Raw genomic sequence first — 22,688 nt, forward strand, 5'->3', positions numbered from 1 at the left:
GAGTACATCCAGTACGAGGGCGTCCGGCCGGCACGCCGAGAGCACGCACCGGACGCCACTCCTTGACGGGCAAACGTTGCCTGCCGCGGCACTAGCCGGTGTGCCCGAGCTCTTCCGGTGTGGTCTCGCTCAGTCCTCCCTCCGCCATGACCAGCCAGCGGGTGATGCCGACCGACCGCAGGAACGGCAGGTCGTGGCTGGCCACGATCAGCGCACCCTGGTAGGACTCCAGAGCCGTCGTCAGCCGGCGCACGCTCGCCATGTCGAGGTTGTTGGTCGGCTCGTCGAGCATGAGGAGCTGCGGGGCGGGCTCGGCGAGCATCAGCGCGGCGAGCGCCGCCCGGAAGCGCTCACCGCCGGACAGGGTCGCCGCCTCCTGGTCGGCCCGTGCGCCCCGGAACAGGAAGCGGGCCAACCGGGCCCGGATCCGGTTGTTGGTGGCGCCCGGCGCGAACCGGGCCACGTTCTGCGCGACGGTCAGCCCGTCGTCGAGGACGTCGAGCCGCTGCGGCAGGAACCGCAGTGGGACGTGCGCCGTGACCTCGCCCGCCACCGGCTCGATCTCCCCGGCGATCGTGCGCAGCAGCGTCGTCTTGCCCGCTCCGTTGCGCCCGATCAGCGCGATCCGCTCCGGGCCGTGCAGATCGAGGCCGCCCTCGACCCGTGCCCCGTAGGCCAGTTCGAGATCGCGCAGGGTGAGGACGGTACGGCCCGGCGGCACCGCCGTGTACGGCAGGTCGACGCGGATCTCGTCGTCGTCGCGTACGGCCTCCGCCGCCTCGTCGAGCCGCTCCCTGGCCTCGGTGAGCCTCTCCTCGTGCATGATGCGGTGCTTGCCCGCGGACTCCTGCGCGGCCCGCTTGCGCGCCCCCATGACGATCTTCGGCTCGCGTTTCTGGTCCCACATCCTCTGGCCGTACCGCTTGCGGCGGGCCAGCTTGACCTGGGCGTCGGCCAGTTCGCGTTTCTGCCGCCTGACGTCGGCCTCGGCGACCCGGACCATCCGCTCGGCCGCCTCCTGCTCCACGGCGAGCGCCTCCTCGTAGGCGGAGAAGTTGCCGCCGTACCAGGTGATGTCGCCGGAGCGCAGATCGGCGATCTGGTCCACCAGTTCGAGGAGCTCGCGGTCGTGGCTGACCACGACCATCACGCCCGGCCAGGAGGAGACGGCCGCGTACAGCCGCCGCCGTGCGTAGAGGTCGAGGTTGTTGGTCGGTTCGTCGAGCAGCAGGACGTCCGGGCGGCGCAGCAGCAGCGCCGCCAGGCGCAGCAGCACCGACTCGCCGCCCGAGACCTCGCCGATGGTGCGGTCCAGAGGGATGTGGCCGAGGCCGAGTTCGCCGAGGGTGGCGAGCGCGCGCTCCTCGACGTCCCAGTCGTCGCCGACGGTCTCGAAGTGCCCCTCGGCTACGTCACCGGCCTCGATGGCGTGCAGCGCGGCCCGCTGCGCGGCGATGCCGAGCACCTCGTCGACACGCAGCGCGGTGTCGAGCGTGACGTTCTGCGGCAGGTGGCCCACCTCGCCCACGACGCGGACGGCGCCGTCGGACGGGGTCAGCTCGCCCGCGACCAGCTTGAGCAGGGTCGACTTGCCGGAGCCGTTGACCCCGACCAGGCCGGTGCGGCCGGGGCCGAAGGCGACGTCGAGGCCGTCGAAGACGGCGGTGCCGTCGGGCCAGGCGTAGGAGAGGGAGGTGCAGGTGACGGAGGTGGACACGGGGCCTCGCGGTTGTTGGGTGCGGTCAGGGGGCACTCACGCGTGTCGAGACACCGCAGGACGGGGGCAGCCGTGTGGGCGCGGGGCCAGGGGGAAGGAGAAGAGCCCTGGGCCGGACATCCGGAAGGACGGCTGGAACGCCGAGGTCGCACGCGACGCACACACCGGAGCTGGTGTGACGCGGTGTCTCAGAACCTCAGACGAGCAACGTCCTTCTCCCATCGACGGCAACAGAACCGCTGCAAACCGTACGAGGGGGTGGGGACGCTGTCAACGAATTACCGTGAGCCCCGGGCTCACCGCGCGAAGGAGGCCCCCGTGGCGAACGGCCCGCTCTCGCTGCCGGCCCGCCTGTACCTGCTGGCGTGGGACACCACGCGGCTGAGGATCACCGGTGCGGCCCACCTGCACCACCTGGTGCGGGCCGGGGCCCTGACCGAGCTGGCCCAGCGGGGGCTGCTCCTGGACGTCGACGGCATCGCCACGCCCGTCGACCTGGACGCCCGCACCGCCGACCCGGTACTCGACGGGCTCCTCGACCTCGTCCGCGAGTCCCGGCCGCGCTCGTGGAAGACCTGGGTCACGCTGCGGGCCCGGTACACCCTCGTGGCGGTACGGGAGCAGCTCGCCGCCGAGGGATACCTGCGCGCCGAGAAGCGACGTGTGCTCGGTGTCTTCCCGTCGGTGGAGCATGTCCTGGACCGTGTCGCCGCCGTGGAGGCGCTCCGCGAGGAGGCGCGCCGGGTACTGGAGGACACCGTGCCGGCGGCGGAGGTGTCCGACCGCGACGCGGCCGTCGTGGCCCTGGCCGCCGCCGGCCGGCTGCGCACCGTCGTCCCCGGTCGGGACCGCAGGCTCCACCAGCGGCGCATCGAGGAACTGACCGAACGCAGCGGCGCGGCGGCCCCCGCGCTCAGCCGGGTCGTACGCGAGGTGAGCACGGCGGTCGTGGCGGCGACGACGGCCGGCTCCGCGCCGGCGGGCGGCTGAGCCGGCGAAACCGGCCCGCCGGGAGCCGCACGCCGCGTGACCGGCCCGCCGGGGGTCGCCCGCCGCTCCTGCCCACGTCGAGGGGCCCGCGGTGCGGTCCTGCCGTACGGGCCCCGGGGCCGGGCGGACGCACGGGTGCCGCCCGCGGACGTTTCCGCCTTGCGGGGAGCTCGGTCCGTGGCTCGGAGTGCGGGCGGGCTCGGCGGCGGCTGGGAACCCGCCCGCTGCGCCGGCCGCACCACCGCGTCGCCGGGTCCCCTGCCCCGCGCGGCTCGCGCGGGGGCGTCAGCCGGGGCCGCCGCCGCGTGTGGCCCACGCGCAGGACGTCAGCAGGCGTCCCGTATCAGCTCGGCCAGGTCGCGGTCCAGGTCGAGCTGCAGGTGCTCCAGACCGACGGGTACCAGCTCGCTCGTGTCGTCGAGGAAGCGCTGTATCTCGCCGGTGCGGACGTGCACCACGGCGGTGCCCTCCGGGGCGTGGAACTCCAGCACGGTGCGCTCGAAGCCGTACGGCCGCACCCGCACGTCGCCGTCGCCCTCGGGCTCGTGCAGTCCGGCTGCCAGCAGCTCGCGGGCGAACGTCCAGCAGACCTCCTCGCCCACCAGGGTGGCCGGGGCAGGGAAGGTCATGTGGACCGCGTACGGGTCGGTCCGGTCGTAGTGCAGCGTGGCGCGGACGGTGCACATCCGTGGCGCGGCGGCTACCAGGCGCGCCTCGACGGGGTGCTCGATGACGATGGACAACGCCTTGCTCCCTTGTGACGGCTGGACGGGCGCCCGGGCGGACGAGGCCGGGCACTTGAGGAGACGCCGGAATGAGTCCGTCCGTGCACAGGCGGGAGAGGTGACTTCGGTCACCGTCTCCCGCCACCGGGCCGCGGCGCGGTCTCGCCCGAGCGGGGGCGGGGGAGGGGCTCCGTCGCCTGCCGCGGTGACAGCGGCGAGCCGGCGGCGGGCGCTCGGCCGGGGCCGGGGCGGCGCGCGGGGCGGAGCGCTCCCCGCTCGCCGTGCGAGGGCCGTCCGGGCCGGCCCCGCCGCTCCTTCCGGGCCGCCGGGCCGTACGCTCGTCAGCACCATGACGACCGTACCCGTCCCCGCTGGCTGGCCCGCCACCGAGGAGCAGGCCCGCGCCGTCCAGGACGCGTTGCGCGCGCGGGTGGTGCTGGACGAGCCGGGACCGCCCCCCGGTACCGGTCACGTCACCGGGGTCGACGTCGCCTACGACGACGAACGGGACGTCGTCGCGGCCGCGGCCGTCGTGCTGGACGCGGCCACCCTGGACGTCGTCGCCGAGGCCACGGCCGTCGGCCGGATCTCCTTCCCCTACGTGCCCGGCCTGCTCGCCTTCCGTGAGATCCCGACCGTGCTCGCGGCGCTGGACGCGCTGACCCACCCGCCCGGGCTGGTCGTCTGCGACGGCCACGGTCTGGCCCACCCCCGCCGCTTCGGACTCGCCGGCCACCTCGGCGTGCTGACGGGACTTCCGACGATCGGCGTCGCCAAGAACCCGTTCACCTTCACGTACGACGATCCGGACACCCGGCGCGGAAGCGCCTCCCCGCTCCTCGCGGGCGACGAGGAGGTCGGGCGCGCCCTGCGCACCAGGGACGGCGTCAAGCCGGTCTACGTCTCGGTCGGTCACCGGATGTCGCTGGACAACGCCTGCGCCCACACCCTCGCCCTCACCCCGGCCCATCGCCTGCCGGAGACGACCCGCAGGGCCGACGCGCTGTGCCGGCGGGCGCTTCGGGAGGCGACGGCGCGCAGGGCACCCAGCTCCGGGCAGCCCGAGTCGTAGCCGGCCGAGCCGTCGCCGGGCTCCGGGGCGCGGTCGCGCCGGGACCGGGGAAGGCGCCCGGGCCACCCACCGGGTCCAGGGCAACGTGCCGCCGTCCGGAGCCACTCGGGGCGCGACGAGGGTCCGAGAGGGTGGGACCGGGGCGGTATTTGAGTACGGGGTCTGAGTATCCGTACGGATGTGGGGGCGCGGGTACGCGCGCCAGGGTGGGCCGCATGACGACGACCCACCGTTCCCCCAAGCCCCTCGCCGATCCCGACCGGCCCGTCGAGCGCGTGGTCAACTCCGTGCTCGTCCTCGCCACGCTGGCAGGACTCGCCTGGATCGGTGCAATGCTCTACACGGTGCTGGGCCGGCCTCTGTAACCCGGGCCCGGCCGGCGCCGACCGGCACCGATCGGCACCCAGCGGCAACGACCGGCGGTCGGCGCCGACGACGGGCGGCGACCCCCAATGGCCGGCATCGACCGGCATCGACCGGTACGGCGGGCACGGCGGGCCGTCGCCCCGGCACCGCCGCCCGGTCACCGGGGCGGCGGCCGAGAGCTACACCTCGCGGGTGGCGGCCACCCGGAAGGTGATGCCCGCCGCCCGCAGGCGGTCGGTGAGCGCGTCGCCCATCGCCACGGCGGTCGTGACCTGGCCGGCCGTCGGCGGCAGCTCGTCGAGGGCCAGGCAGAGGGCCGACTCGGCGAACATCTTCGCCGTCTCGTCGTAGCCGGGGTCGCCACCCGCGACCTCCGTGAACACCCGCCGGCCGCCGCCCTCGCCGACGAAACGCACCGAGAACCAGCTGCGCGCGCGCCGCTCGGCGTCCGGGCCCTGCCCCGGCCGGAGCCGTTCGGACAGCCAGCGCCGTGCCGGCGGGAGCTGGGCCGCCGCGGCGAGGGCGGCGACGGCGACGGCGCCGCCGGCCGCGACGGGCAGGTGCTCGACGGCCGCGTAGTGGCGGTAGCGGAAGTCCGGGCCGTACCGCTCCAGCGCCCGCGCGGACCGCACCACGACGCGCGGGTCGAGGGTCGGCAGCGGCAGCGCCCAGGCCCCGGCCTCACCGGCGAAGCGCGGCGCGCCCGTCGGCGCGGACGCCCGCCGTCCCATCAGGCGCGGCTCGTGCCGCGCGCGGTCCCGGGCGGCGGCGCGCATCCCCCGGGCACGCGCGAACTGGTTGAGCGCGGAGGCGAACGTGCCGCCGGAGAAGGCGGCGTCCGCGCGCACGAACCCGTCCACGGTCAGTGGCACGCCCTCCGGCAGCTGCCGCACGGTGAAGTACACCCCCAGGTCGTGCGGGACCGAGTCGAACCCGCAGGCGTGCACGAGCCGGGCCCCCGTCTCCCGCGCGCGTGCGTCGTGCCGGACGTACACCAGGTCGACGAACTCCGGCTCCCCGGTCAGGTCCAGGTAGTCCGTGCCGCTGTCCGCGCAGGCGACGACGAGCTCTTCGCCGTACGTCAGGTAGGGGCCCACCGTCGAGGCCACCACGCGCGCCTGGCGGGCGAGTTCGCGCAGCGACGCCGGGTCGGTCACGTCGGCCCGCAGCACGCCGACGCCGGATCCGCCGGGCAGCCGCTCGCGCAGCTCCTGCAGCTTCCGCCCGTCGCGGGCGGCGATCGCCCAGCGCAGCCCCTCGGGCGCGTGGGCCGCGAGGTACTCCGCGGTGAGCGCCCCGACGAAGCCGGTGGCTCCGAAGAGGACGATGTCGTACGGACGGTCCGTGTTGTTCAGCCTGCTCATGACACCCCTCGGTCCACGCAGCCCGCGCCGCTGTCGTCGGCCGAGGCTAGCGTGAGGGGTGCGGAGCCCGGCGAGGAGCCCGGAGGTGTGCGGTGACCGTGCCCGGAAACGCCCCGAAGAAGCGGGAGATGGTGGGGCGCGCACGCCCCGCGGACGGCCGGCCGTCGCCGCGGGACGGACCCCACCGGGGTGGACGGCCTGCGGCGCGCCCGGGTCGGCCGACCCGTGACGGCCGCCCCGTCATCATCCGAACGGAGTACGGCGGCGCGGGCGCGGCGCCGCGGCGCGGGGGAATCGGCTAAGCGCTTGCTCGTTTCCCCTTGTGCCCGGTGACGGGCGTTCCTAGCATCGCTGGTGTTACATCGGTTGTGTCACAGTGAGGGGTCCCGGATGGCGGCACAGCGCGTGCCAGGACAGGGCGGGCCGCTCGGCGGTGTGCGGGTGGTCGAACTCGCCGGCATCGGCCCCGGCCCGTTCGCCGCCATGCTGCTGGCGGACCTCGGCGCCGACGTCGTCCGCGTGGACCGTCCCGGGGGCGCCGCTCTCGGCATCGACCCCGCCCTCGATGTCACCAACCGCAACAAGCGTTCGGTGGTCGTCGACCTGAAGTCCGCCGGCGGCGCCGCCACGGTCCTCGACCTGGCCGAACGCGCCGACGTCCTCATCGAGGGCTACCGCCCGGGCGTCGCCGAACGCCTCGGCGTCGGCCCCGGGGACTGCCACGCGCGCAACCCCCGCCTGGTCTACGGCCGGATGACCGGATGGGGCCAGGACGGACCGCTCGCCCAGCGCGCCGGACACGACATCTCCTACCTCGCCCTCACCGGCTCCCTCGGCATGATCGGCGCGCCGGACGCGCCCCCGGCCGTGCCCGCGAACCTGCTCGGCGACTACGCAGGCGGCTCGCTCTACCTCGTCGTGGGCGTCCTCGCCGCCCTCCACCACGCCCGCGCGACCGGGACCGGCCAGGTCGTGGACGCCGCCATCGTCGACGGCGCCTCTCACCTCGCCGCCATGATCCACGGCATGCTGGCCGCGGGCGCCTGGCAGGACCGCCGCGGGGTCAACCTCCTCGACGGCGGCTGCCCGTACTACGGCACCTACGAGACGGCCGACGGCGGCCACATGGCGGTCGGCGCCCTGGAACCGCGGTTCTACCAGGCCTTCGTCGACCTGCTCGGCCTCGGCGAGCAGGTCCACGCGGCCCATGCGGACCCGGCCCGCTGGCCGGAACTGCGCCAGGCGGTCGCCGCCCGCTTCAAGACCCGCACCCGGGAGGAGTGGACCGCCGTCTTCGAGGACTCCGACGCCTGCGTGGCCCCCGTGCTGTCCCTGCGCGAAGCCCCGCGCCACCCGCACCTCGCCGCCCGCGGCACCTTCACCGAGCACACCGGCATCGTCCAGCCCGCGCCCGCGCCCCGGTTCTCCGCGACCCCCGCCGCCGTGCGCACCGGCCCGGCCCGTCCGGGCACGGGCACCGCCGCCGTGGCCCGGGACTGGGACGTACCGCGCCTGCTGGAGGACCGGGCGGCCGACGCCGAGCACGGACACGGAACGCACTGAGGAGACCGTCCCACCCGCCCCCGAAGACCCCACCGCCCCGAACACCCGAGTGAAAGGCTTGTCAGTGAGCACCGAAGCGTACGTCTACGACGCGATCCGCACCCCGCGCGGGCGCGGCAAGGCCGGCGGCGCCCTGCACGGCACGAAACCCATCGACCTGGTCGTCGGTCTCATCCACGAGATCCGCGGCCGCTTCCCCGGCCTGGACCCGGCCGCCGTCGACGACATCGTGCTCGGCGTCGTCGGCCCGGTCGGCGACCAGGGCTCCGACATCGCCCGCATCGCCGCCATCGCCGCCGGACTGCCGGACACGGTGGCGGGCGTGCAGGAGAACCGCTTCTGTGCCTCGGGTCTGGAGGCCGTCAACCTCGCCGCCGCGAAGATCCGCTCCGGCTGGGAGGACCTCGTCCTCGCGGGCGGCGTCGAGTCGATGTCCCGCGTGCCGATGGCCTCCGACGGCGGCGCCTGGTTCAACGACCCGATGACCAATCTGGCCGTGGACTTCGTGCCGCAGGGCATCGGCGCCGACCTCATCGCCACCCTCGGGGGCTTCAGCCGCCGGGACGTGGACGAGTACGCCGCGCTGTCGCAGGAGCGCGCGGCCACCGCGTGGAAGGAGGGCCGCTTCGAGCGCTCCGTGGTCCCCGTCAGGGACCGCAACGGGCTCGTCGTCCTCGACCACGACGAGCACATGCGCCCCGGCACCACCGCGGACTCGCTGGCGAAGCTGAAGCCGTCGTTCGCCGACATCGGCGACCTCGGCGGCTTCGACGCGGTCGCCCTGCAGAAGTACCACTGGGTCGAGAAGATCGACCACGTCCACCACGCGGGCAACTCCTCCGGCATCGTCGACGGCGCCTCCCTCGTCGCCATCGGCTCCCGGGAGGTCGGCGAGCGCTACGGCCTGCGGCCGCGAGCCCGCATCGTCTCCGCCGCCGTCTCCGGCTCCGAGCCGACCATCATGCTCACCGGGCCCGCGCCCGCCACCCGCAAGGCCCTCGCGAAGGCCGGGCTCACCATCGACGACATCGACCTCGTGGAGATCAACGAGGCCTTCGCGGCGGTCGTGCTGCGGTTCGTGAAGGACATGGGCCTGTCCCTGGACAAGGTCAACGTCAACGGCGGCGCCATCGCGCTGGGCCACCCGCTCGGCGCCACCGGCGCCATGATCCTCGGCACCCTCGTCGACGAGCTGGAGCGGCAGGACAAGCGGTACGGCCTCGCCACCCTGTGCGTGGGCGGCGGCATGGGCGTCGCGACGATCGTCGAACGCGTCTGACCCCGGCGGAATCAGCGGCACCAGCAGACCTCAACGGAGACCTCACATGACCGACAGCACCACCATCCGCTGGGAACAGGACGACACCGGCGTCGTCACCCTCGTCCTCGACGACCCCCACCAGTCCGCGAACACCATGAACCAGGCGTTCCGGGCCTCGCTCGCCCAGGTCGCCGACCGGCTGGAGGCCGAGAAGGAGTCCATCCGCGGCGTCATCGTCACCTCGGCCAAGAAGACCTTCTTCGCCGGCGGCGACCTGCGCGACCTCATCCGGGTCACGCCCGACACCGCGCAGGAGCTCTTCGAAGGCGGCCTGGCCGTCAAGCGGGACCTGCGCCGCATCGAGACCCTGGGCAAGCCGGTCGTCGCCGCGCTCAACGGCGCCGCCCTCGGCGGCGGCTACGAGATCGCCCTCGCCTGCCACCACCGGGTCGCCCTCGACGCGCCCGGCTCGAAGATCGGCTGCCCCGAGGTCACCCTCGGCCTGCTGCCCGGCGGCGGTGGCGTCGTGCGCACCGTGCGCCTGCTCGGCATCACCGACGCCCTGCTGAAGGTGCTGCTCCAGGGCACCCAGTACAGCCCGCGGCGTGCCCTCGACAACGGCCTCGTCGACGAGGTGGCCGACAGCCGCGAGGAGATGCTCGCCAAGGCCCGCGCCTTCATCGACGCCCACCCCGAGTCCCAGCAGCCCTGGGACCGGCCCGGCTACCGCATCCCCGGCGGCACCCCGGCCAACCCCAAGTTCGCGGCCAACCTGCCCGCCTTCCCGGCCAACCTGCGCAAGCAGACCGGCGGAGCCCCCTACCCGGCCCCGCGCGGCATCCTCGCGGCCGCCGTCGAGGGCGCCCAGGTCGACTTCGAGACCGCGCAGGTCATCGAGGCCCGCTACTTCGTGGAACTGGCCGCGGGCCAGACCTCGAAGAACATGATCCAGGCCTTCTTCTTCGACCTGCAGGCCGTCAACTCCGGCGCCAACCGGCCCCAGGGCGTCGAGCCCCGCCGGGTCCGCCTGGTCGCCGTCCTCGGCGCCGGCATGATGGGCGCGGGCATCGCCTACTCGTGCGCCCGCGCCGGCATCGACGTCGTCCTGAAGGACGTGTCGCTGGAGGCCGCCGTCAAGGGCAAGGGGTACTCCGAGCAACTGTGCGCCAAGGCCGTCTCCCGGGGCCGTACCAGCCGGGAGAAGGCCGACGCGCTGCTGGCCCGCATCCACCCCACCGCCGACGTGCAGGACCTCGCCGGCTGCGACGCGGTGATCGAGGCCGTGTTCGAGGACACCTCCCTCAAGCACAAGGTGTTCCAGGAGATCCAGAACGTCGTCGCCCCCGACGCGCTGCTGTGCTCCAACACCTCCACCCTGCCCATCACCGTGCTCGCCGAGGGCGTGGAGCGCCAGAGCGACTTCATCGGCCTGCACTTCTTCTCACCGGTCGACAAGATGCCCCTCGTGGAGATCATCAAGGGCGGCCGCACCGGCGAGGAGGCGCTGGCCCGCGCCTTCGACCTGGTCCGGCAGATCGGGAAGACCCCGATCGTCGTCAACGACTCGCGCGGCTTCTTCACCTCGCGCGTGATCGGTCACTTCATCAACGAGGGCGTGGCCATGGTCGGCGAGGGCATCGAGCCGGCCTCCGTCGAGCAGGCGGCCGCGCAGGCGGGCTACCCGGCCAAGGTGCTGTCCCTGATGGACGAGCTGACGCTCACCCTGCCGCGCCGGATCCGCGAGGAGTCCAAGCGGGCCGTGGAGGAGGCCGGCGGCACCTGGCGGGCGCACCCCGCCGACGCCGTCGTCGACCGCATGGTGGACGAGTTCGGCCGCACCGGCCGCAGCGGCGGCGCCGGCTTCTACGACTACGCCGACGGCAAGCGGGCCGGCCTGTGGCCGGGGCTGCGGGAGCACTTCACCCGGCCCGGGCACCGGATCCCGTTCCGGGACATGCAGGAACGCATGCTCTTCGCTGAGGCCCTCGACACCGTCCGGCTGCTGGAGGAGGGCGTCCTGACCTCCGTCGCCGACGCCAACATCGGCTCCCTCTTCGGCATCGGCTTCCCCGGCTGGACCGGCGGCGTGCTGCAGTACATCAACGGCTACCAGGGCGTCCCCGGGGACGGCGGCGGCGCCGGGGCCGGCACCGGGCTGCCCGCCTTCGTCGCCCGCGCTCGGGAGCTGGCCGGGCGCTACGGCGAGCGGTTCGACCCGCCCGCCCTGCTGGTGGAGATGGCGGAGAAGGGGGAGACCTTCACCGACGCGCGCTGACGCGCCCCTCAGCCGGCGGACGCACCCCCGGGGTCCTCTCCCCGGGGGTCGTCCTGCCGTGCGCCGTCCACCCACCCGCGCAGCTCCTCCTTCAGCGACCGCTGGAAGGTGGTCAGCAGCGCCTGCACGACCAGGGGGTGCATATGGGCGGACAGGGACCTCACCTCCTGCGAGCCGCGCTCGGCCACCGCCTCGCGCAGCAGCCGTGACAGCTCCTGCGCCGCCGCCCGCGCGTGCTCCACCAGCACGGTGCGGGCCGCCAGGATGGTCTCGTGGGCCAGCGGCACGTCCAGGAGCCGCACGCCGAGCCGGAGCAGACCGGAGTCCACGCGGAAGGACTCGCCGTCCCGCTCGATCACGTCCATCGCGGCCAGGCGCCGCAGGTCCTCCTCGCCGAGGGGCCGGTCCGCGCGCCGCTCCAGTTCCCGTCGGGACACCGTCTCCACCGTTTCCGGCGCCCAGGACGCGACGACCGCACGCTGGATGGCCAGGTCGTGCGGCGTGAGGTCCGGCGGCAGCTGCCCGAGGTGGCGCTCGATGGCGGCGAGCGTCATGCCCTGCCGCTGCATCTCCTCGATCAGTGCCAGGCGGGCGAGGTGCTCCCGGCCGTAGTGGCCGACCCGGCGCGGACCGATCACCGGGGGCGGCAGCAGGCCGCGGGTGCCGTAGAAGCGGACCGTGCGCACCGTGACGCCGGCCCGCCGGGCGAGCTCGTCGATCGTGAGGGCCGGCTCCCCGGTGTCGGTCGTCATGTGCAGCAGTATCGCTGTCTCACCATCAGTGTGACACCCGGTACCGCGGTGACGTGCGACGTCCGGTGTGCCGAGGGTGCTCGTGTGTCCGTTCCGCGAAGACTGTGTGAGAAGTCCCGCTGTGTGACATCGGCCATCGCGTGAGCGGCGCTCTCGCTGGGAAGCTGTCGGTCTGGTCTGTACCGCGTCAAGGGTGGTGCGGGCCGAGGCACGTACGGACCGCCGGGCCCACTCGGCCCGGAAGACCAGGAAGTGGAACCACCCGTGAGCAAGGACTCCGCGCACACGGCACCGGTCGCCGACCACCCCCAGGCGACCGGGACGCCCGCCGACGCGGGCGACGCCGGTTACAGCAAGGACCTCAAGCACCGCCACGTCAACATGATCGCCATCGGGGGCGCGATCGGAACGGGCCTCTTCCTCGGCGCAGGCGGCCGCCTGCACAGCGCCGGACCGGCGCTCGCCCTGGCCTACCTCGTCTGCGGCGTCTTCGCGTTCTTCGTCGTCCGCGCCCTCGGCGAGCTGGTGCTGTACCGGCCCTCGTCCGGGTCGTTCGTGTCCTACGCGCGCGAGTTCCTGGGGGAGAAGGGCGCCTACGTCGCCGGCTGGATGTACTTCCTGAACTGGTCGACCACCGGCATCGCCGACATCACCGCGATCGCGCTCTACACCCACTACTGGAGCCTCTTCACGCCCGTGCCGCAGTGGCTGCTGGCGCTGGTCGCGCTCGCCGTGGTCCTCACCGTGAACCTGATCTCGGTGAAGGTCTTCGGCGAGATGGAGTTCTGGTTCGCGATCGTCAAGGTGGCCACCCTGGTCGGCTTCATGCTGATCGGTGTCTTCCTGCTGGCCACGCACGCCGACGTCGGAGGCCGGAGCCCGGGCCTGGGCGTCATCGCCGACAGCGGGGGCGTCTTCCCGCACGGTGTGATGCCCGTCGTGCTCGTCATGCAGGGCGTGATCTTCGCCTACGCCGCGCTGGAGCTGGTCGGCGTCGCCGCGGGCGAGACCGCCCAGCCGGAGAAGGTCGTCCCGCGCGCGGTGAACTCGATCATGTGGCGGGTGGGTCTGTTCTACTGCGGCTCGGTCGTGCTGCTGGCCTTGTTGCTGCCCGGCTCGGTCTACTCGGGCGACGAGAGCCCCTTCGTCACGGTGCTCTCCCGGATCGGCGTCCCGGCGGCCGGCGACGTCATGAACCTGGTGGTCCTGACCGCCGCCATGTCGTCGCTGAACTCCGGCCTGTACTCCACCGGCCGCATCCTGCGCTCCATGGCCGTGGCCGGCTCCGCGCCGAAGTTCACCCGGGTGATGAGCCGCAGCCAGGTGCCCTACGGCGGCATCCTGCTGACCTGCGCGGTCTGCGTGCTGGGCGTCGGCCTGAACTACCTCGTGCCGAGCAAGGCCTTCGAGATCGTGCTGAACGTCGCCTCCCTCGGCATCGTCAGCACCTGGGTGATCATCATGGCCTGCCACCTGGTGTTCGTCCGCCGGGCCAGGGCGGGCCTGGTCAGCCGGCCGCACTTCCGGCTGCCCGGCAGCCCGGTCACGGAGGTCGCCACGATCGCCTTTCTGCTGGCCTGCCTCGGCATGATGGCCGACGACCCCGACGTCGGCCGCAAGACCCTGCTGCTGCTGCCGCTGATCGCCGCCCTGCTGGTGGCCGGCTGGTTCGGCGTCCGCCGCCGGGTCGCGCGGGCGGCCGACCAGGAACTGTCCCGGCTCGGCCGGTAGCGCGGCCGACCACACTCTGTTCCGGCTCGGCCGGTGGCCGGTGGCGGGTGGCCGGCATCCGGGGGCCCGCCCGGGCGGCGCCGGGTGGTCCGGGGGCGGCGCGGGCCCCGGACCACCCGGCCCCGCTCAGCGCGCGTGCACGTCGTTCGTCGCCTCGATCTTGGCGAAGGACGCCGGCCGGACCGGCGCGATCGCCGCCCTCGCGCCCGAGGTGCCGGCCGCCGCGGCCGCCGCGGGCTTGGCGGGCTGGAACAGCCAGGTGTCGAAGAGCGCGGCCAGCGGCCTGCCGGAGACCCGCTCGGCGTACTTCTCGAAGTCCGCGACCGAGGCGTTGCCGTAGGCGTGCTCCTTCGGCCAGCCCTTCAGCACGGCGAAGAAGGCGTCGTCGCCGATCTCGTTGCGCAGCGCCTGCAGGGCCAGGGCGCCACGGTCGTAGACGGCGGTGTCGAACTGGTTGTCCGGGCCCGGGTCGCCCGGCCGCACCGTCCAGAAGGCGTCGTCCGCCGGGTGCGAGGCGTACACGTAGTCCGCCAGCTCCTGGGCCGTGCCCTCGCCCTCGTGCTCCGACCACAGCCACTGCGCGTAGCGGGCGAAGCCCTCGTTGATCCAGATGTCCTTCCAGCCCTTGAGCGACACGTCGTCGCCGTACCACTGGTGCGCCAGCTCGTGCACGACCACCGAGGTGTTGGAGCCGTTCGCGAACTGCTTGGGGCTGTAGTAGACGCGGGTCTGGGTCTCCAGCGCGTACCCGGTGGTCGTGTTGGGCACGTAACCGCCGGCCGACGAGAACGGATACGGCCCGAAGTAGCCGCTCAGCCAGTCGACGATCTCCCCGGTGCGCTCCACGCTCGCGCGGGCCGCCCCCTCGTTGGCGCCCAGGTCCCGGCTGTAGGCGTTGAGGACCGGCACACCGCCCTCGGACGTGCTCGTCGTGATGTCGAACCGGCCGAGCGCGAGCGTGGCCAGGTAGGTGGCCTGCGGCTTGTCCTGCCGCCAGTTGTAGCGCGTCCAGCCGAGCTTCGAGCTCGTCGACTGCAGGGTGCCGTTGGAGACGGCCTGGGTACCGTCCGGCACCGCCACCGACACGTCGTAGGTGGCCTTGTCGCTCGGGTGGTCGTTGCTCGGGAACCACCACCAGGCCGACTCGGGCTCGTCCGCGGCGACGGCGCCGTCCGGGGTGCGGTGCCAGGTCGTGAAGCCGTAGGCGCTCTTCGTCGACGGCACCCCGCGGTAGCGGACGACCACCGTGATCGGGGTGCCCTTGGCCAGCGGGGTCCTCGGCGTGATCTCCAGCTCGTGCTGCCCGGAGGCGGCGAAGGCGGCCCTGACGCCGTTGACGCGGACCTCGCCGACGTCCAGCAGGAAGTCCAGGTCGAACCGCGACAGGTCCTGCGTCGTCCGCGCCTGGATCGTCGCCGTGCCCTCCAGTTCGTCCGTCAAGGGCCGGTACGTCAGCCGGAGGTCGTAGTGGGAGACGTCGTAGCCGCCGTTGCCGTAGTCCGGGTAGTAGGGGTCGCCGATGCCCGGCGCTCCGGGGGGCTGGCTCGCGGCCGATGCCGGGATCGCCAGCAACAGGGTGGCCGCCGCGAGTGCGCCCGGAACGGTGATTCTGCGGTGCACGTGAGCTCCAAGTCGTCATGGACGGGGTCTGACGGAGCCTATTGAGTCCCGCGCGCCCTGGGCATGTCCATGGCCACCTGGTTCACACGATCGCCATTCAGCCGTCACGCGGGGACACGGCCGGCCTCCGTACTGCTGGGTTCGCCTATTCGACTGTCGCCAGTTCCTCGCGGAACCCACCCTATTGGTGACCGTGTGTGGTCGCCGGAGGCGTATCGGCTCCAGGTGCGGTGACCCCCGGGAGGCGTCTCGCAGTAAAACCCGCCGGAAAAGCCAGTGTTGAAGATTCCGTGGAGGTTCCTGCTGGCGCCTCGGATGTCTGCAAGGATCCGCCCTGCCGAGCGACTGTGAGTATCGGAGATGAGAGTGAGTCAGGGGCAAGGGGCTACCACATCTACCAGTCAGCCCGGAACGAGCGATCCCACGCCGCACCAGCCGCCTGCCGTTCCGGGGCCGACACCCAGCGGCGAAACCACAGCCCAGCCTCCAGCAATCCCTGAGACGGGCCAGCCTGGAGGAAGCCCACCTCAGCCCGCCACCGGAGCGCGTGCCCCGTCAGCCCCCGGGAAGCGAGACTGGACGCTGATCGCAACGATGATCGCGTCGTTTGTGGCGGCAATTGGCTTGATTGCCACAGCTTGGACGAGCTTCTACCAGGTGCAGACCTCCAAAGACCAACTTGCCCAGTCGGCGGAAGACTCGGAGAAGGAGCTCCAGTCTCAGGCCGCTCTCGTCTCCAGTTGGACGCAGATCGGCAAGGATGGCCAAACCACGGGCTACTTCGCGAACCGGTCGCTCGACCCCATCTCCCAGGTCACCATCGGTGTTGCTTCGGGAAATGATCTCGAGGTACAGGAAGGCCTGTACCGCGGGGAGAAGGATTTGCTCGACCTCAGCGACGTACCGCCGTGCAGCCTCGTCACCATCCCGAATAGCGTGATTGGACGAAAGCAGTACTTCGCCATCGCCGGATTCTCGTTCGTGGACGTGCGCGGCCAAAGATGGGGGCGCGACCGATACAAACCACTGAAGGCCATGAACCTCGCCCCTGCCATCACTACCCGATCACTCACGCAACATCGCGTTATGGACACCTGGAAGCTCCTCTTCGGGAGCAGTGGCCCCCCAGCGATGGCCTCGGCACGACCCGGTTCAGTCTTCAGCGATATCCCCGCACCCAAGCCGCTGAAAGACTGCGGCTCCGACAGCAAATAGCACCCAACTTCGACTCGGTACTGGTGGGCTCGGGTATTCAATTGTCACCAGCTCTCCGAGGGGTCCAGCCTGGTGGTGACCGCCAGTGGTCCCCAGAGGCGTATCGGCTCCAGGTGCCTCCGGCTTCGGAGGCCAGCTTGGCCGCGGTGACCCGGTGACAGCTCAAAGCCTCCGCGACGACCGGGGCGGGCATCTCCAGCACGTGCTGCCGCATCGCGGCGGTGCGACCGGCGGTGGCGGGGATGCCGATGTCGTTGAGGAGCGCTGCCAGAACGTCGGGGTGGATCGGTTGCCCGGCTCGGCGGCCCGGGAACAGCCAGCGGCATGCGTGGTTAGTCGCGGTGTTCATGTTGTCCCGGCTGTCGATCCAGCGGAACAGGAGTTCCGCGAGCGGTTCGGGAACGGGGGACGGCGGCTCGCCAAGCCGGAGGTGGGTCTGCTGGTCGGTGCGGGTGATGTCGTCCAGAGTGAGGCGGACGACGCGGCTGGGCGGTTGGGCGTAAAGCAGGACGATGCTCCCAGCAACCCGGACCCGCAGAGGGCAGGCTCGGGTCGGTGAGAAGGCGGCCGATCAGCTCCAGGCGCTCGGCCTGCGGCATCGTGCCACCCGGCTGATCTGCATCGGAGGCAGCCGGAAGGGCCGGGTGAGCTTGCTGGCCGAACACCACAGCAGGAAGTTCCGGATGGTGTTGCCAGCGTGGTGGTTGTGTTCGGCGTGCCATGCGTCGATGCCGGTTTGGCCGCAGGTGGCGAGGGTGTGGCCCCGGTCGACGAGCCAGTCGAGGAACGAGGTGGCCTGCTTGACCTGGTCCGCGACGCGTCTGCGAGCGGCTGGTGTGACCGGCCTCTTCGCGGCGCGAGTGCGTAGCCGTGGTAGGTCTCACGGTCGGGTGCACACGACTGTCGGGCAGGCCGACAGCGCGCCAGACCTCAGACTGGCCATGGCACCAACTAGGACTTGCCACAGTCACAAACGCGTCAAGCCAGTGCCGTCGTGGCTGTGTCTGCGGCACGATCAAAGCCCACACACGGTAGCTGCTCCCTGGGGGAAACACATGACCACCACGCCGCCGAACGTGCCGGCTGGCCCCGGACCAGGGCCGGTACCAGGGCCGCCTCCGGTTCCGCCGTCGCCTCCGAACGGCCCTCGTCCCGGCGCCGCTGCAGGGCCTGTCTCCCCGCCGACCGCTCAGCCGCTGCCGGCTCCCCCTACCCTTCCACCGCACGTGCCGGGCCCAGCCACTTCCACAACCGGGCGCCTCCTGGATGACGTGACCAGCGTGCTCGCTCCGGACGGGGCTACACACCGTGGAGGCAGGCGCGTCAGGTTCATTGCCTTGACTTTGGCTGCTGCCCTGGTGGGCAGCACCGGAGGGTGGTGGTTAGCCCACGAGCTCGACAACGTGGGATCGGTCGATACCGCCCGTCACGAAGACTCGGCTCAGCGGGCAGTGGACGGTGCACGACCGCCGATCGACATCACGGTGGCCCAGGAGACTTTCGAGGAGTACGACCCTGACAGTTTCCCGGACACGTGGTACATCATCCTTGACAAACCGCTCTCTGCCGAGACACAGCAGGCTCTGACCGCGATCGCGATCAACCCCAACGACTTTCGCGAAGCCCCTAAGAGGGTGTGGGAGTTGTTGAAACCTTTGGGCGGTCGACTGCTGACCGACCAGCCAACGATGGTGCAGACACCCAAGAACTTCACGGCCGCTGGGACTGCAACCTCTTTCCGGTTGGGCCTGGAGAGCCGGAAGACCGCCCCCGTCAACATCGACAGCATCACCGCCGACGATGTCAACTGTGTCCCCGCCGATACCGCGGTGGTCGTGCGGTACCCCCCGGCAGGGGAGTCCCCCATGAGGAATCTCGCATTGGACCTCTCCGGACGCAGCAAGGTCTTGGTGGTCGAGGACGAGGAGGGTGGCCGACAGGGCAAGCCGTACTTTCAGGGGGCCTCGATCGCCCTCGGCCAGAACCAGACAGGGACCAATCTTAAGATCGATGCGATCACCAAGAACGAGACCTGCACGTTCAAGCTCAAGGCTGCCTACCGCGTCGCTGGCGAAGCTGCACCCGGCGCTCCACTGGAGATTCTCGACAAGGGCAAGCCCTTCAAGGCCGAAGGCGTCCCGGCGCGCGCCATCCAATACTTCGAACTCGGCATAGGCGTGCCACGTAACGGAAAATCCGCCTGGGCCTGCGCTGGTACGGTCAAACCGGGCATCTGCAATGACGAACCACGCCAGGATTACGTCAAGTAGGGCTTGAGCGCGCGGCTCGAACCGAACGGGGCTCGTGTTGGACGAAGAACCGCCCAGTTCTGCAGTAGACCGCCACCATGACGGTGACGGCCCTGATCCCTTCCTACCCAGCAGGCCAGCACCATGTTCGCCCTGAACCTGGTCAGTTCAGTGACGCTCACGCCTCGGCCTGGTTTGGGTCGCGCAGCGGTCGCAGCCCTCCAGGCATCTCGGGCAGCAGGAAGCTGTACCGTCATGACGACCGGAAGGAGCCCGGGCTGCGGCAGGAGTGCGAGCCGGACGACCCCCGGAGGACGCCGGGGAGATCCCGGTGTCGGCGGTGTCGTACGTCGCCCAGCAGGTGAGCGTAGCGGCGGAAGAGTGGGCCGCGTACGACTGGTCGGGGCGGGCGATCAAGCGGCACCGGATGGAGATCCGGGGCACGTTCGGCTTCCGTGAGTGCACCGAGGAGGACCAGGGCCAGCTCGCCGAGTGGCTGGCCGTCGAGCAAGAGGAAGGCCCGTAGTCAGCGGCCCATGCGGCGCTGATCGTCGAATCGAAGCAGCACCCGTACCAGACGCCACACTCCGGCCACCGCGCCGAACAGCGCGCCGCCTACCAACATGCCTTTCTCTGCCGAACCAGAGAGGTCAAGGGCCAGGCCGAAAGTCCAGGCGACGGCAAAGATCACCCCAGCCAGCGCGGCGGCGGTCACCAGGGCGAAACCGATCTCCACCGTCATTGCGTCCTTTTCCCACCGCGACTCACGCCCCATGTCCATGCTGCAAGTCTCACATCACGGTCAAGTCACCGCGCCTGTACCTGATCGCTGCCTGTCACGGGCGGCTCGATCACCAATTGCGATGTCCTGTTAGCGTTAACCGCTGTACCGATGTCCCCCGAGGCCGACGGCGGCCGGGCCCACGAGCCCCGCCGCCGCCCGGGCGCACCCCCACGCCACCGTGACCCCGGCCCCGCCGTGCCCGTAGTTGTGCACCAGCACCCGCCCGTCCGGCAGGGCCTCGCGCTCCAGCCGCACCGCGTGCCGCGCCGGGCGCAGTCCCACCCGGTGTTCCAGCACCCGCGCCCCGGCGATCTCCGGCCGGAAGGCGGCGCACCGCGCCACGATCCGCTCGGCCACCGCCGGATCCGGCGCGAGCGACCAGGCGTCCTCCTCCGCCGTACCACCGAGGACGAGCCCACCGGGCTGCGGGAAGAAGTAGGTCGAGGATGCCGCGGCGCGGTCGACGGACGTCAGCCACGTCGTGATGCCCGGGTTCTCCACGACGACGAGCTGACCGCGCACCGGGCGCACCGTCGTGTCCGGCACCAGCTCACGGGCGCCGAGACCGGTGCAGTTGACCACCGCGGGCGCGTCGACGCCGGCGAGGTCCGTCACCGTGTGCTCCTCGATCGTCCCGCCGGCCCGCAGCAACCGCCGGACGAGCCAGGGCAGATGCGCAGCCATGTCGATCAGCGGCAGCCGCGCCCACAGCCCCGTTCCCGGGTACTCACCGGAGCGCGCCGCGCGCAGCCCCGGTACACCGGCGGCCCACGGGCCGAGCGCGTCCAGCCGGGTCTCGCCGAGCACGCCCTCGACCACACGGACGCCCGTCTCCCCGGGCCGCGCCGCCAGCTCCCCGTACACGGCGAGGGACGTGAGGGCCCACTCCCCGACGAGCGGTTCCGGCTCGATCCGGTACGGCCACCACAGGCCCCCGGCGACCGCGGAGGTGGTCCGCCCGGCCGTTTCCCGCGTCCACACCCGCACCCGGCTCCCGCGTTCGGCCAGTACGACGGCCGTCGTCAGTCCGATGACGCCGCCGCCCACCACGACGACGTCGCCGCGCACACTCTCCATGCCGGGAAGGTAGCGGAACGGCTCCCGCCGCACGGCGCACCGGAGGGATCCGACGGCTCCCCGGGGCCCGGCGGCCGCCGCACCCCGCCGGCCCGGGAGGTGAGGGCGGTGGTGCGCCGTGCCCCGTCCGGCGCGGCCGTTAGGATCGGCCCCCTGATGACTGCCACCCTCGTCGCCAAGGACCTCGCCGCCGGCCACGGCGAGCGCTCGCTGTTCACCGGACTGGACCTCGTCGTCGCCCCCGGGGACGTGATCGGGCTGGTCGGCGCCAACGGCGCGGGCAAGTCCACCCTGCTCAGGATGCTCGCCGGGCTGACCGTGCCCGAGCAGGGCGGGATCACCCTCTCCCCGCTGACCGCGACCGTCGGGCACCTTCCCCAGGAGCCCGAGCGCCGGCCGGGGGAGACGGTGCGGCACTTCCTCGCCCGCCGCACCGGGGTCGCCGAGGCCCAGCGGGTGATGGACGAGGCCACGCAGGCGCTCGTCGACGGGGCGCCGGGCGCGGACGACGCCTATGCCGCCGCCCTGGAGCGGTGGCTCGCGCTCGGCGGGGCCGACCTCGACGAGCGGGCGGAGCAGGTCGCCGACTCCCTCGGCCTGGCCGTCGGCCTCGACCAGCCGATGACGTCGCTGTCCGGCGGCCAGGCGGCCCGCGCGGGTCTCGCCTCCCTGCTGCTGTCCCGCTACGACGTCTTCCTGCTCGACGAACCGACCAACGACCTGGACCTCGACGGCCTGGAGCGCCTGGAGCAGTTCGTGGCCGGGCTGCGCGCCGCGACCGTCGTGGTCAGCCACGACCGCGAGTTCCTCACCCGCACGGTCAACCGCGTCCTTGAGATCGACCTCGCGCAGGAGCAGGTGAACCTCTACGGCGGCGGCTACGCGGCCTACCTGGAGGAGCGGGAGGTGGCCCGCCGGCACGCCCGCGACGACTACGAGGAGTACGCCGACCGGCGGGCGGCGCTCCAGGACCGCGCGCGGACGCAGCGCGCCTGGATGGACAAGGGAGTGAAGAACGCCCGGCGCAAGGCGGGCGGCGACAACGACAAGATCGGCCGCAAGTTCCGCACCGAGGCGAGTGAGAAGCAGGCCGCGAAGGTCCGGCAGACGCAGCGCATGATCGAGCGGCTCGACGCCGTCGACGAGCCCCGCAAGGAGTGGGAGCTGCGCATGGAGATCGCGGCGGCCCCGCGCTCCGGCACGGTCGTCACGACGCTGCGGGACGCGGAGGTCCGGCGCGGGGACTTCGTGCTCGGCCCGGTGTCCCTGCAGATCGACTGGGCGGACCGGGTGGCGGTCACCGGCGCCAACGGCGCGGGCAAGTCGACGCTGCTGGCCCTGCTGCTCGGCCGGGTCGCCCCGGCCGCCGGGCACGCCGCCCTGGGCTCCGGCGTCCTGGTCGGCGAGGTCGACCAGGCGCGCGGGCTCTTCCACGGTCCCGAGACGCTGCTCGACGCGTTCTGCGCCGCGGTGCCGGACACCGAGCCGGTGGAGGTGCGCACCCTGCTGGCCAAGTTCGGCCTGAAGTCCGCCCACGTCCTGCGTCCGGCCGCGACCCTCTCACCGGGCGAGCGCACCCGTGCGGCGCTGGCCCTCCTCCAGGGCAGGGGCGTGAACCTCCTCGTCCTGGACGAACCGACCAACCACCTCGACCTGCCCGCCATCGAGCAGCTCGAGTCGGCCCTCGACGCCTACGAGGGCACACTGCTGCTGGTCACCCACGACCGCCGCATGCTGGAGGCGGTCCGGGTGACGCGCCGCCTGGAGGTGGCGGCCGGCAAGGTGACCGAGCGCTAGGGTCGTTCGTTCGGATCAGGCCGGAGACGCGAGGTGCGTGGTGCCGACGGTTTCCTCCGACCTGCTCCGCCGGACCATCCCGGGCGAACTGCGCGGCGGACGCACCGGGCCCGGTCTCGCCCGCCGGGAG

General features: G+C 72.4%; 18 protein-coding genes. 11 read left to right on the forward strand and 7 right to left on the reverse strand.

What is annotated here, in order from left to right; genetic code table 11:
* Positions 1-91: 91 nt before the first annotated feature.
* A complete protein-coding gene (locus ACWDNY_RS27675) occupies positions 92-1,717 on the reverse strand; it encodes an ABC-F family ATP-binding cassette domain-containing protein (RefSeq protein WP_451648516.1) in 1,626 nt (541 codons plus the stop codon).
* A gap of 318 nt (positions 1,718-2,035) precedes the next feature.
* On the opposite strand from ACWDNY_RS27675, the gene ACWDNY_RS27680 reads away from it, so the two are divergent.
* Entirely contained in the window at positions 2,036-2,707 is a 672-nt protein-coding gene (locus ACWDNY_RS27680) for a GOLPH3/VPS74 family protein (RefSeq protein WP_451648517.1), read from the forward strand.
* Positions 2,708-3,033: 326 nt separating this feature from the next.
* Here the strand turns inward: ACWDNY_RS27680 and ACWDNY_RS27685 are convergent, their stop codons facing one another.
* Positions 3,034-3,450, reverse strand: coding sequence for an SsgA family sporulation/cell division regulator (locus tag ACWDNY_RS27685; protein ID WP_451648518.1), 417 nt, complete (start codon positions 3,448-3,450; stop codon positions 3,034-3,036).
* Between the two features lie 331 nt (positions 3,451-3,781).
* Between ACWDNY_RS27685 and ACWDNY_RS27690 the strand changes: the two genes are divergently transcribed.
* Both ACWDNY_RS27690 and mmpA read left to right on the forward strand, forming a co-directional pair.
* The gene (locus ACWDNY_RS27690; RefSeq protein ID WP_451648519.1) at positions 3,782-4,504 is read left to right on the forward strand and encodes an endonuclease V; all 723 of its coding nucleotides are present in this window, start codon (positions 3,782-3,784) and stop codon (positions 4,502-4,504) included.
* 215 nt (positions 4,505-4,719) lie between these two features.
* Positions 4,720-4,869, forward strand: coding sequence for a morphogenic membrane protein MmpA (gene mmpA, locus ACWDNY_RS27695; protein WP_451648520.1), 150 nt, complete (start codon positions 4,720-4,722; stop codon positions 4,867-4,869).
* 180 nt (positions 4,870-5,049) lie between these two features.
* Here the strand turns inward: mmpA and ACWDNY_RS27700 are convergent, their stop codons facing one another.
* Positions 5,050-6,234, reverse strand: a complete 1,185-nt coding sequence (locus tag ACWDNY_RS27700) for a saccharopine dehydrogenase family protein (protein ID WP_451648521.1) — start codon at positions 6,232-6,234, stop codon at positions 5,050-5,052.
* A 390-nt stretch (positions 6,235-6,624) separates the two neighbouring features.
* Between ACWDNY_RS27700 and ACWDNY_RS27705 the strand changes: the two genes are divergently transcribed.
* The 3 genes from ACWDNY_RS27705 (at position 6,625) to ACWDNY_RS27715 (ending at position 11,333) form a co-directional block, all read left to right on the forward strand.
* Entirely contained in the window at positions 6,625-7,797 is a 1,173-nt protein-coding gene (locus ACWDNY_RS27705) for a CaiB/BaiF CoA transferase family protein (protein WP_451648522.1), read from the forward strand.
* Between the two features lie 64 nt (positions 7,798-7,861).
* Positions 7,862-9,076, forward strand: a complete 1,215-nt coding sequence (locus tag ACWDNY_RS27710; protein WP_451648523.1) for an acetyl-CoA C-acetyltransferase — start codon at positions 7,862-7,864, stop codon at positions 9,074-9,076.
* Positions 9,077-9,122: 46 nt separating this feature from the next.
* Positions 9,123-11,333: a 3-hydroxyacyl-CoA dehydrogenase NAD-binding domain-containing protein gene (locus ACWDNY_RS27715; RefSeq protein ID WP_451648524.1), complete on the forward strand. Its 2,211-nt coding sequence runs from the start codon at positions 9,123-9,125 to the stop codon at positions 11,331-11,333.
* Positions 11,334-11,341: 8 nt separating this feature from the next.
* Here the strand turns inward: ACWDNY_RS27715 and ACWDNY_RS27720 are convergent, their stop codons facing one another.
* Entirely contained in the window at positions 11,342-12,085 is a 744-nt protein-coding gene (locus tag ACWDNY_RS27720) for a MerR family transcriptional regulator (RefSeq protein WP_451648525.1), read from the reverse strand.
* Between the two features lie 264 nt (positions 12,086-12,349).
* Here ACWDNY_RS27720 and ACWDNY_RS27725 point away from each other — a divergent pair, with 264 nt between their 5' ends.
* Positions 12,350-13,816: an amino acid permease gene (locus tag ACWDNY_RS27725; RefSeq protein ID WP_451648526.1), complete on the forward strand. Its 1,467-nt coding sequence runs from the start codon at positions 12,350-12,352 to the stop codon at positions 13,814-13,816.
* 126 nt (positions 13,817-13,942) lie between these two features.
* Here ACWDNY_RS27725 and ACWDNY_RS27730 read toward each other — a convergent pair whose 3' ends face one another.
* On the reverse strand, positions 13,943-15,436 hold the full coding sequence (locus ACWDNY_RS27730; RefSeq protein ID WP_451648527.1) for a M1 family metallopeptidase: 1,494 nt from the start codon (positions 15,434-15,436) through the stop codon (positions 13,943-13,945).
* A gap of 594 nt (positions 15,437-16,030) precedes the next feature.
* Here ACWDNY_RS27730 and ACWDNY_RS27735 point away from each other — a divergent pair.
* The 3 genes from ACWDNY_RS27735 (at position 16,031) to ACWDNY_RS27745 (ending at position 19,426) form a co-directional block, all read left to right on the forward strand.
* Positions 16,031-16,651, forward strand: coding sequence for a hypothetical protein (locus tag ACWDNY_RS27735; RefSeq protein WP_451648528.1), 621 nt, complete (start codon positions 16,031-16,033; stop codon positions 16,649-16,651).
* 1,271 nt (positions 16,652-17,922) lie between these two features.
* Positions 17,923-18,921, forward strand: a complete 999-nt coding sequence (locus tag ACWDNY_RS27740) for a hypothetical protein (RefSeq protein WP_451648529.1) — start codon at positions 17,923-17,925, stop codon at positions 18,919-18,921.
* A gap of 310 nt (positions 18,922-19,231) precedes the next feature.
* A complete protein-coding gene (locus ACWDNY_RS27745; protein ID WP_451648530.1) occupies positions 19,232-19,426 on the forward strand; it encodes a DUF4158 domain-containing protein in 195 nt (64 codons plus the stop codon).
* Here the strand turns inward: ACWDNY_RS27745 and ACWDNY_RS27750 are convergent, their stop codons facing one another.
* Together ACWDNY_RS27750 and ACWDNY_RS27755 are read right to left on the reverse strand one after the other, a co-directional pair.
* Positions 19,427-19,681, reverse strand: coding sequence for a DUF6332 family protein (locus ACWDNY_RS27750; protein WP_451648531.1), 255 nt, complete (start codon positions 19,679-19,681; stop codon positions 19,427-19,429).
* Between the two features lie 96 nt (positions 19,682-19,777).
* Positions 19,778-20,761 carry an FAD-dependent oxidoreductase gene (locus ACWDNY_RS27755; protein ID WP_451648532.1) on the reverse strand — a complete coding sequence of 328 codons (984 nt, stop codon included), beginning with the start codon at positions 20,759-20,761 and terminating at the stop codon, positions 19,778-19,780.
* 156 nt (positions 20,762-20,917) lie between these two features.
* Here ACWDNY_RS27755 and ACWDNY_RS27760 point away from each other — a divergent pair, with 156 nt between their 5' ends.
* Positions 20,918-22,558, forward strand: coding sequence for an ABC-F family ATP-binding cassette domain-containing protein (locus tag ACWDNY_RS27760; protein ID WP_451648533.1), 1,641 nt, complete (start codon positions 20,918-20,920; stop codon positions 22,556-22,558).
* Positions 22,559-22,688 lie beyond the last annotated feature (130 nt).

Source organism: Streptomyces sp. NPDC003697 (assembly GCF_053587115.1).

Bases quoted from the DNA above. Each gene is read 5' to 3' on its own strand.
- ACWDNY_RS27715 (WP_451648524.1), top strand. From the start codon at position 9,123: ATGACCGACAGCACCACCATCCGCTGGGAACAGGACGACACCGGCGTC.
- ACWDNY_RS27760 (WP_451648533.1), top strand. From the start codon at position 20,918: ATGACTGCCACCCTCGTCGCCAAGGACCTCGCCGCCGGCCACGGCGAG.
- ACWDNY_RS27735 (WP_451648528.1), top strand. From the start codon at position 16,031: ATGATCGCGTCGTTTGTGGCGGCAATTGGCTTGATTGCCACAGCTTGG.
- ACWDNY_RS27700 (WP_451648521.1), bottom strand. From the start codon at position 6,234: ATGAGCAGGCTGAACAACACGGACCGTCCGTACGACATCGTCCTCTTC.
- ACWDNY_RS27720 (WP_451648525.1), bottom strand. From the start codon at position 12,085: ATGACGACCGACACCGGGGAGCCGGCCCTCACGATCGACGAGCTCGCC.
- ACWDNY_RS27755 (WP_451648532.1), bottom strand. From the start codon at position 20,761: ATGGAGAGTGTGCGCGGCGACGTCGTCGTGGTGGGCGGCGGCGTCATC.
- ACWDNY_RS27705 (WP_451648522.1), top strand. From the start codon at position 6,625: ATGGCGGCACAGCGCGTGCCAGGACAGGGCGGGCCGCTCGGCGGTGTG.
- ACWDNY_RS27750 (WP_451648531.1), bottom strand. From the start codon at position 19,681: ATGGACATGGGGCGTGAGTCGCGGTGGGAAAAGGACGCAATGACGGTG.
- ACWDNY_RS27690 (WP_451648519.1), top strand. From the start codon at position 3,782: ATGACGACCGTACCCGTCCCCGCTGGCTGGCCCGCCACCGAGGAGCAG.
- mmpA (WP_451648520.1), top strand. From the start codon at position 4,720: ATGACGACGACCCACCGTTCCCCCAAGCCCCTCGCCGATCCCGACCGG.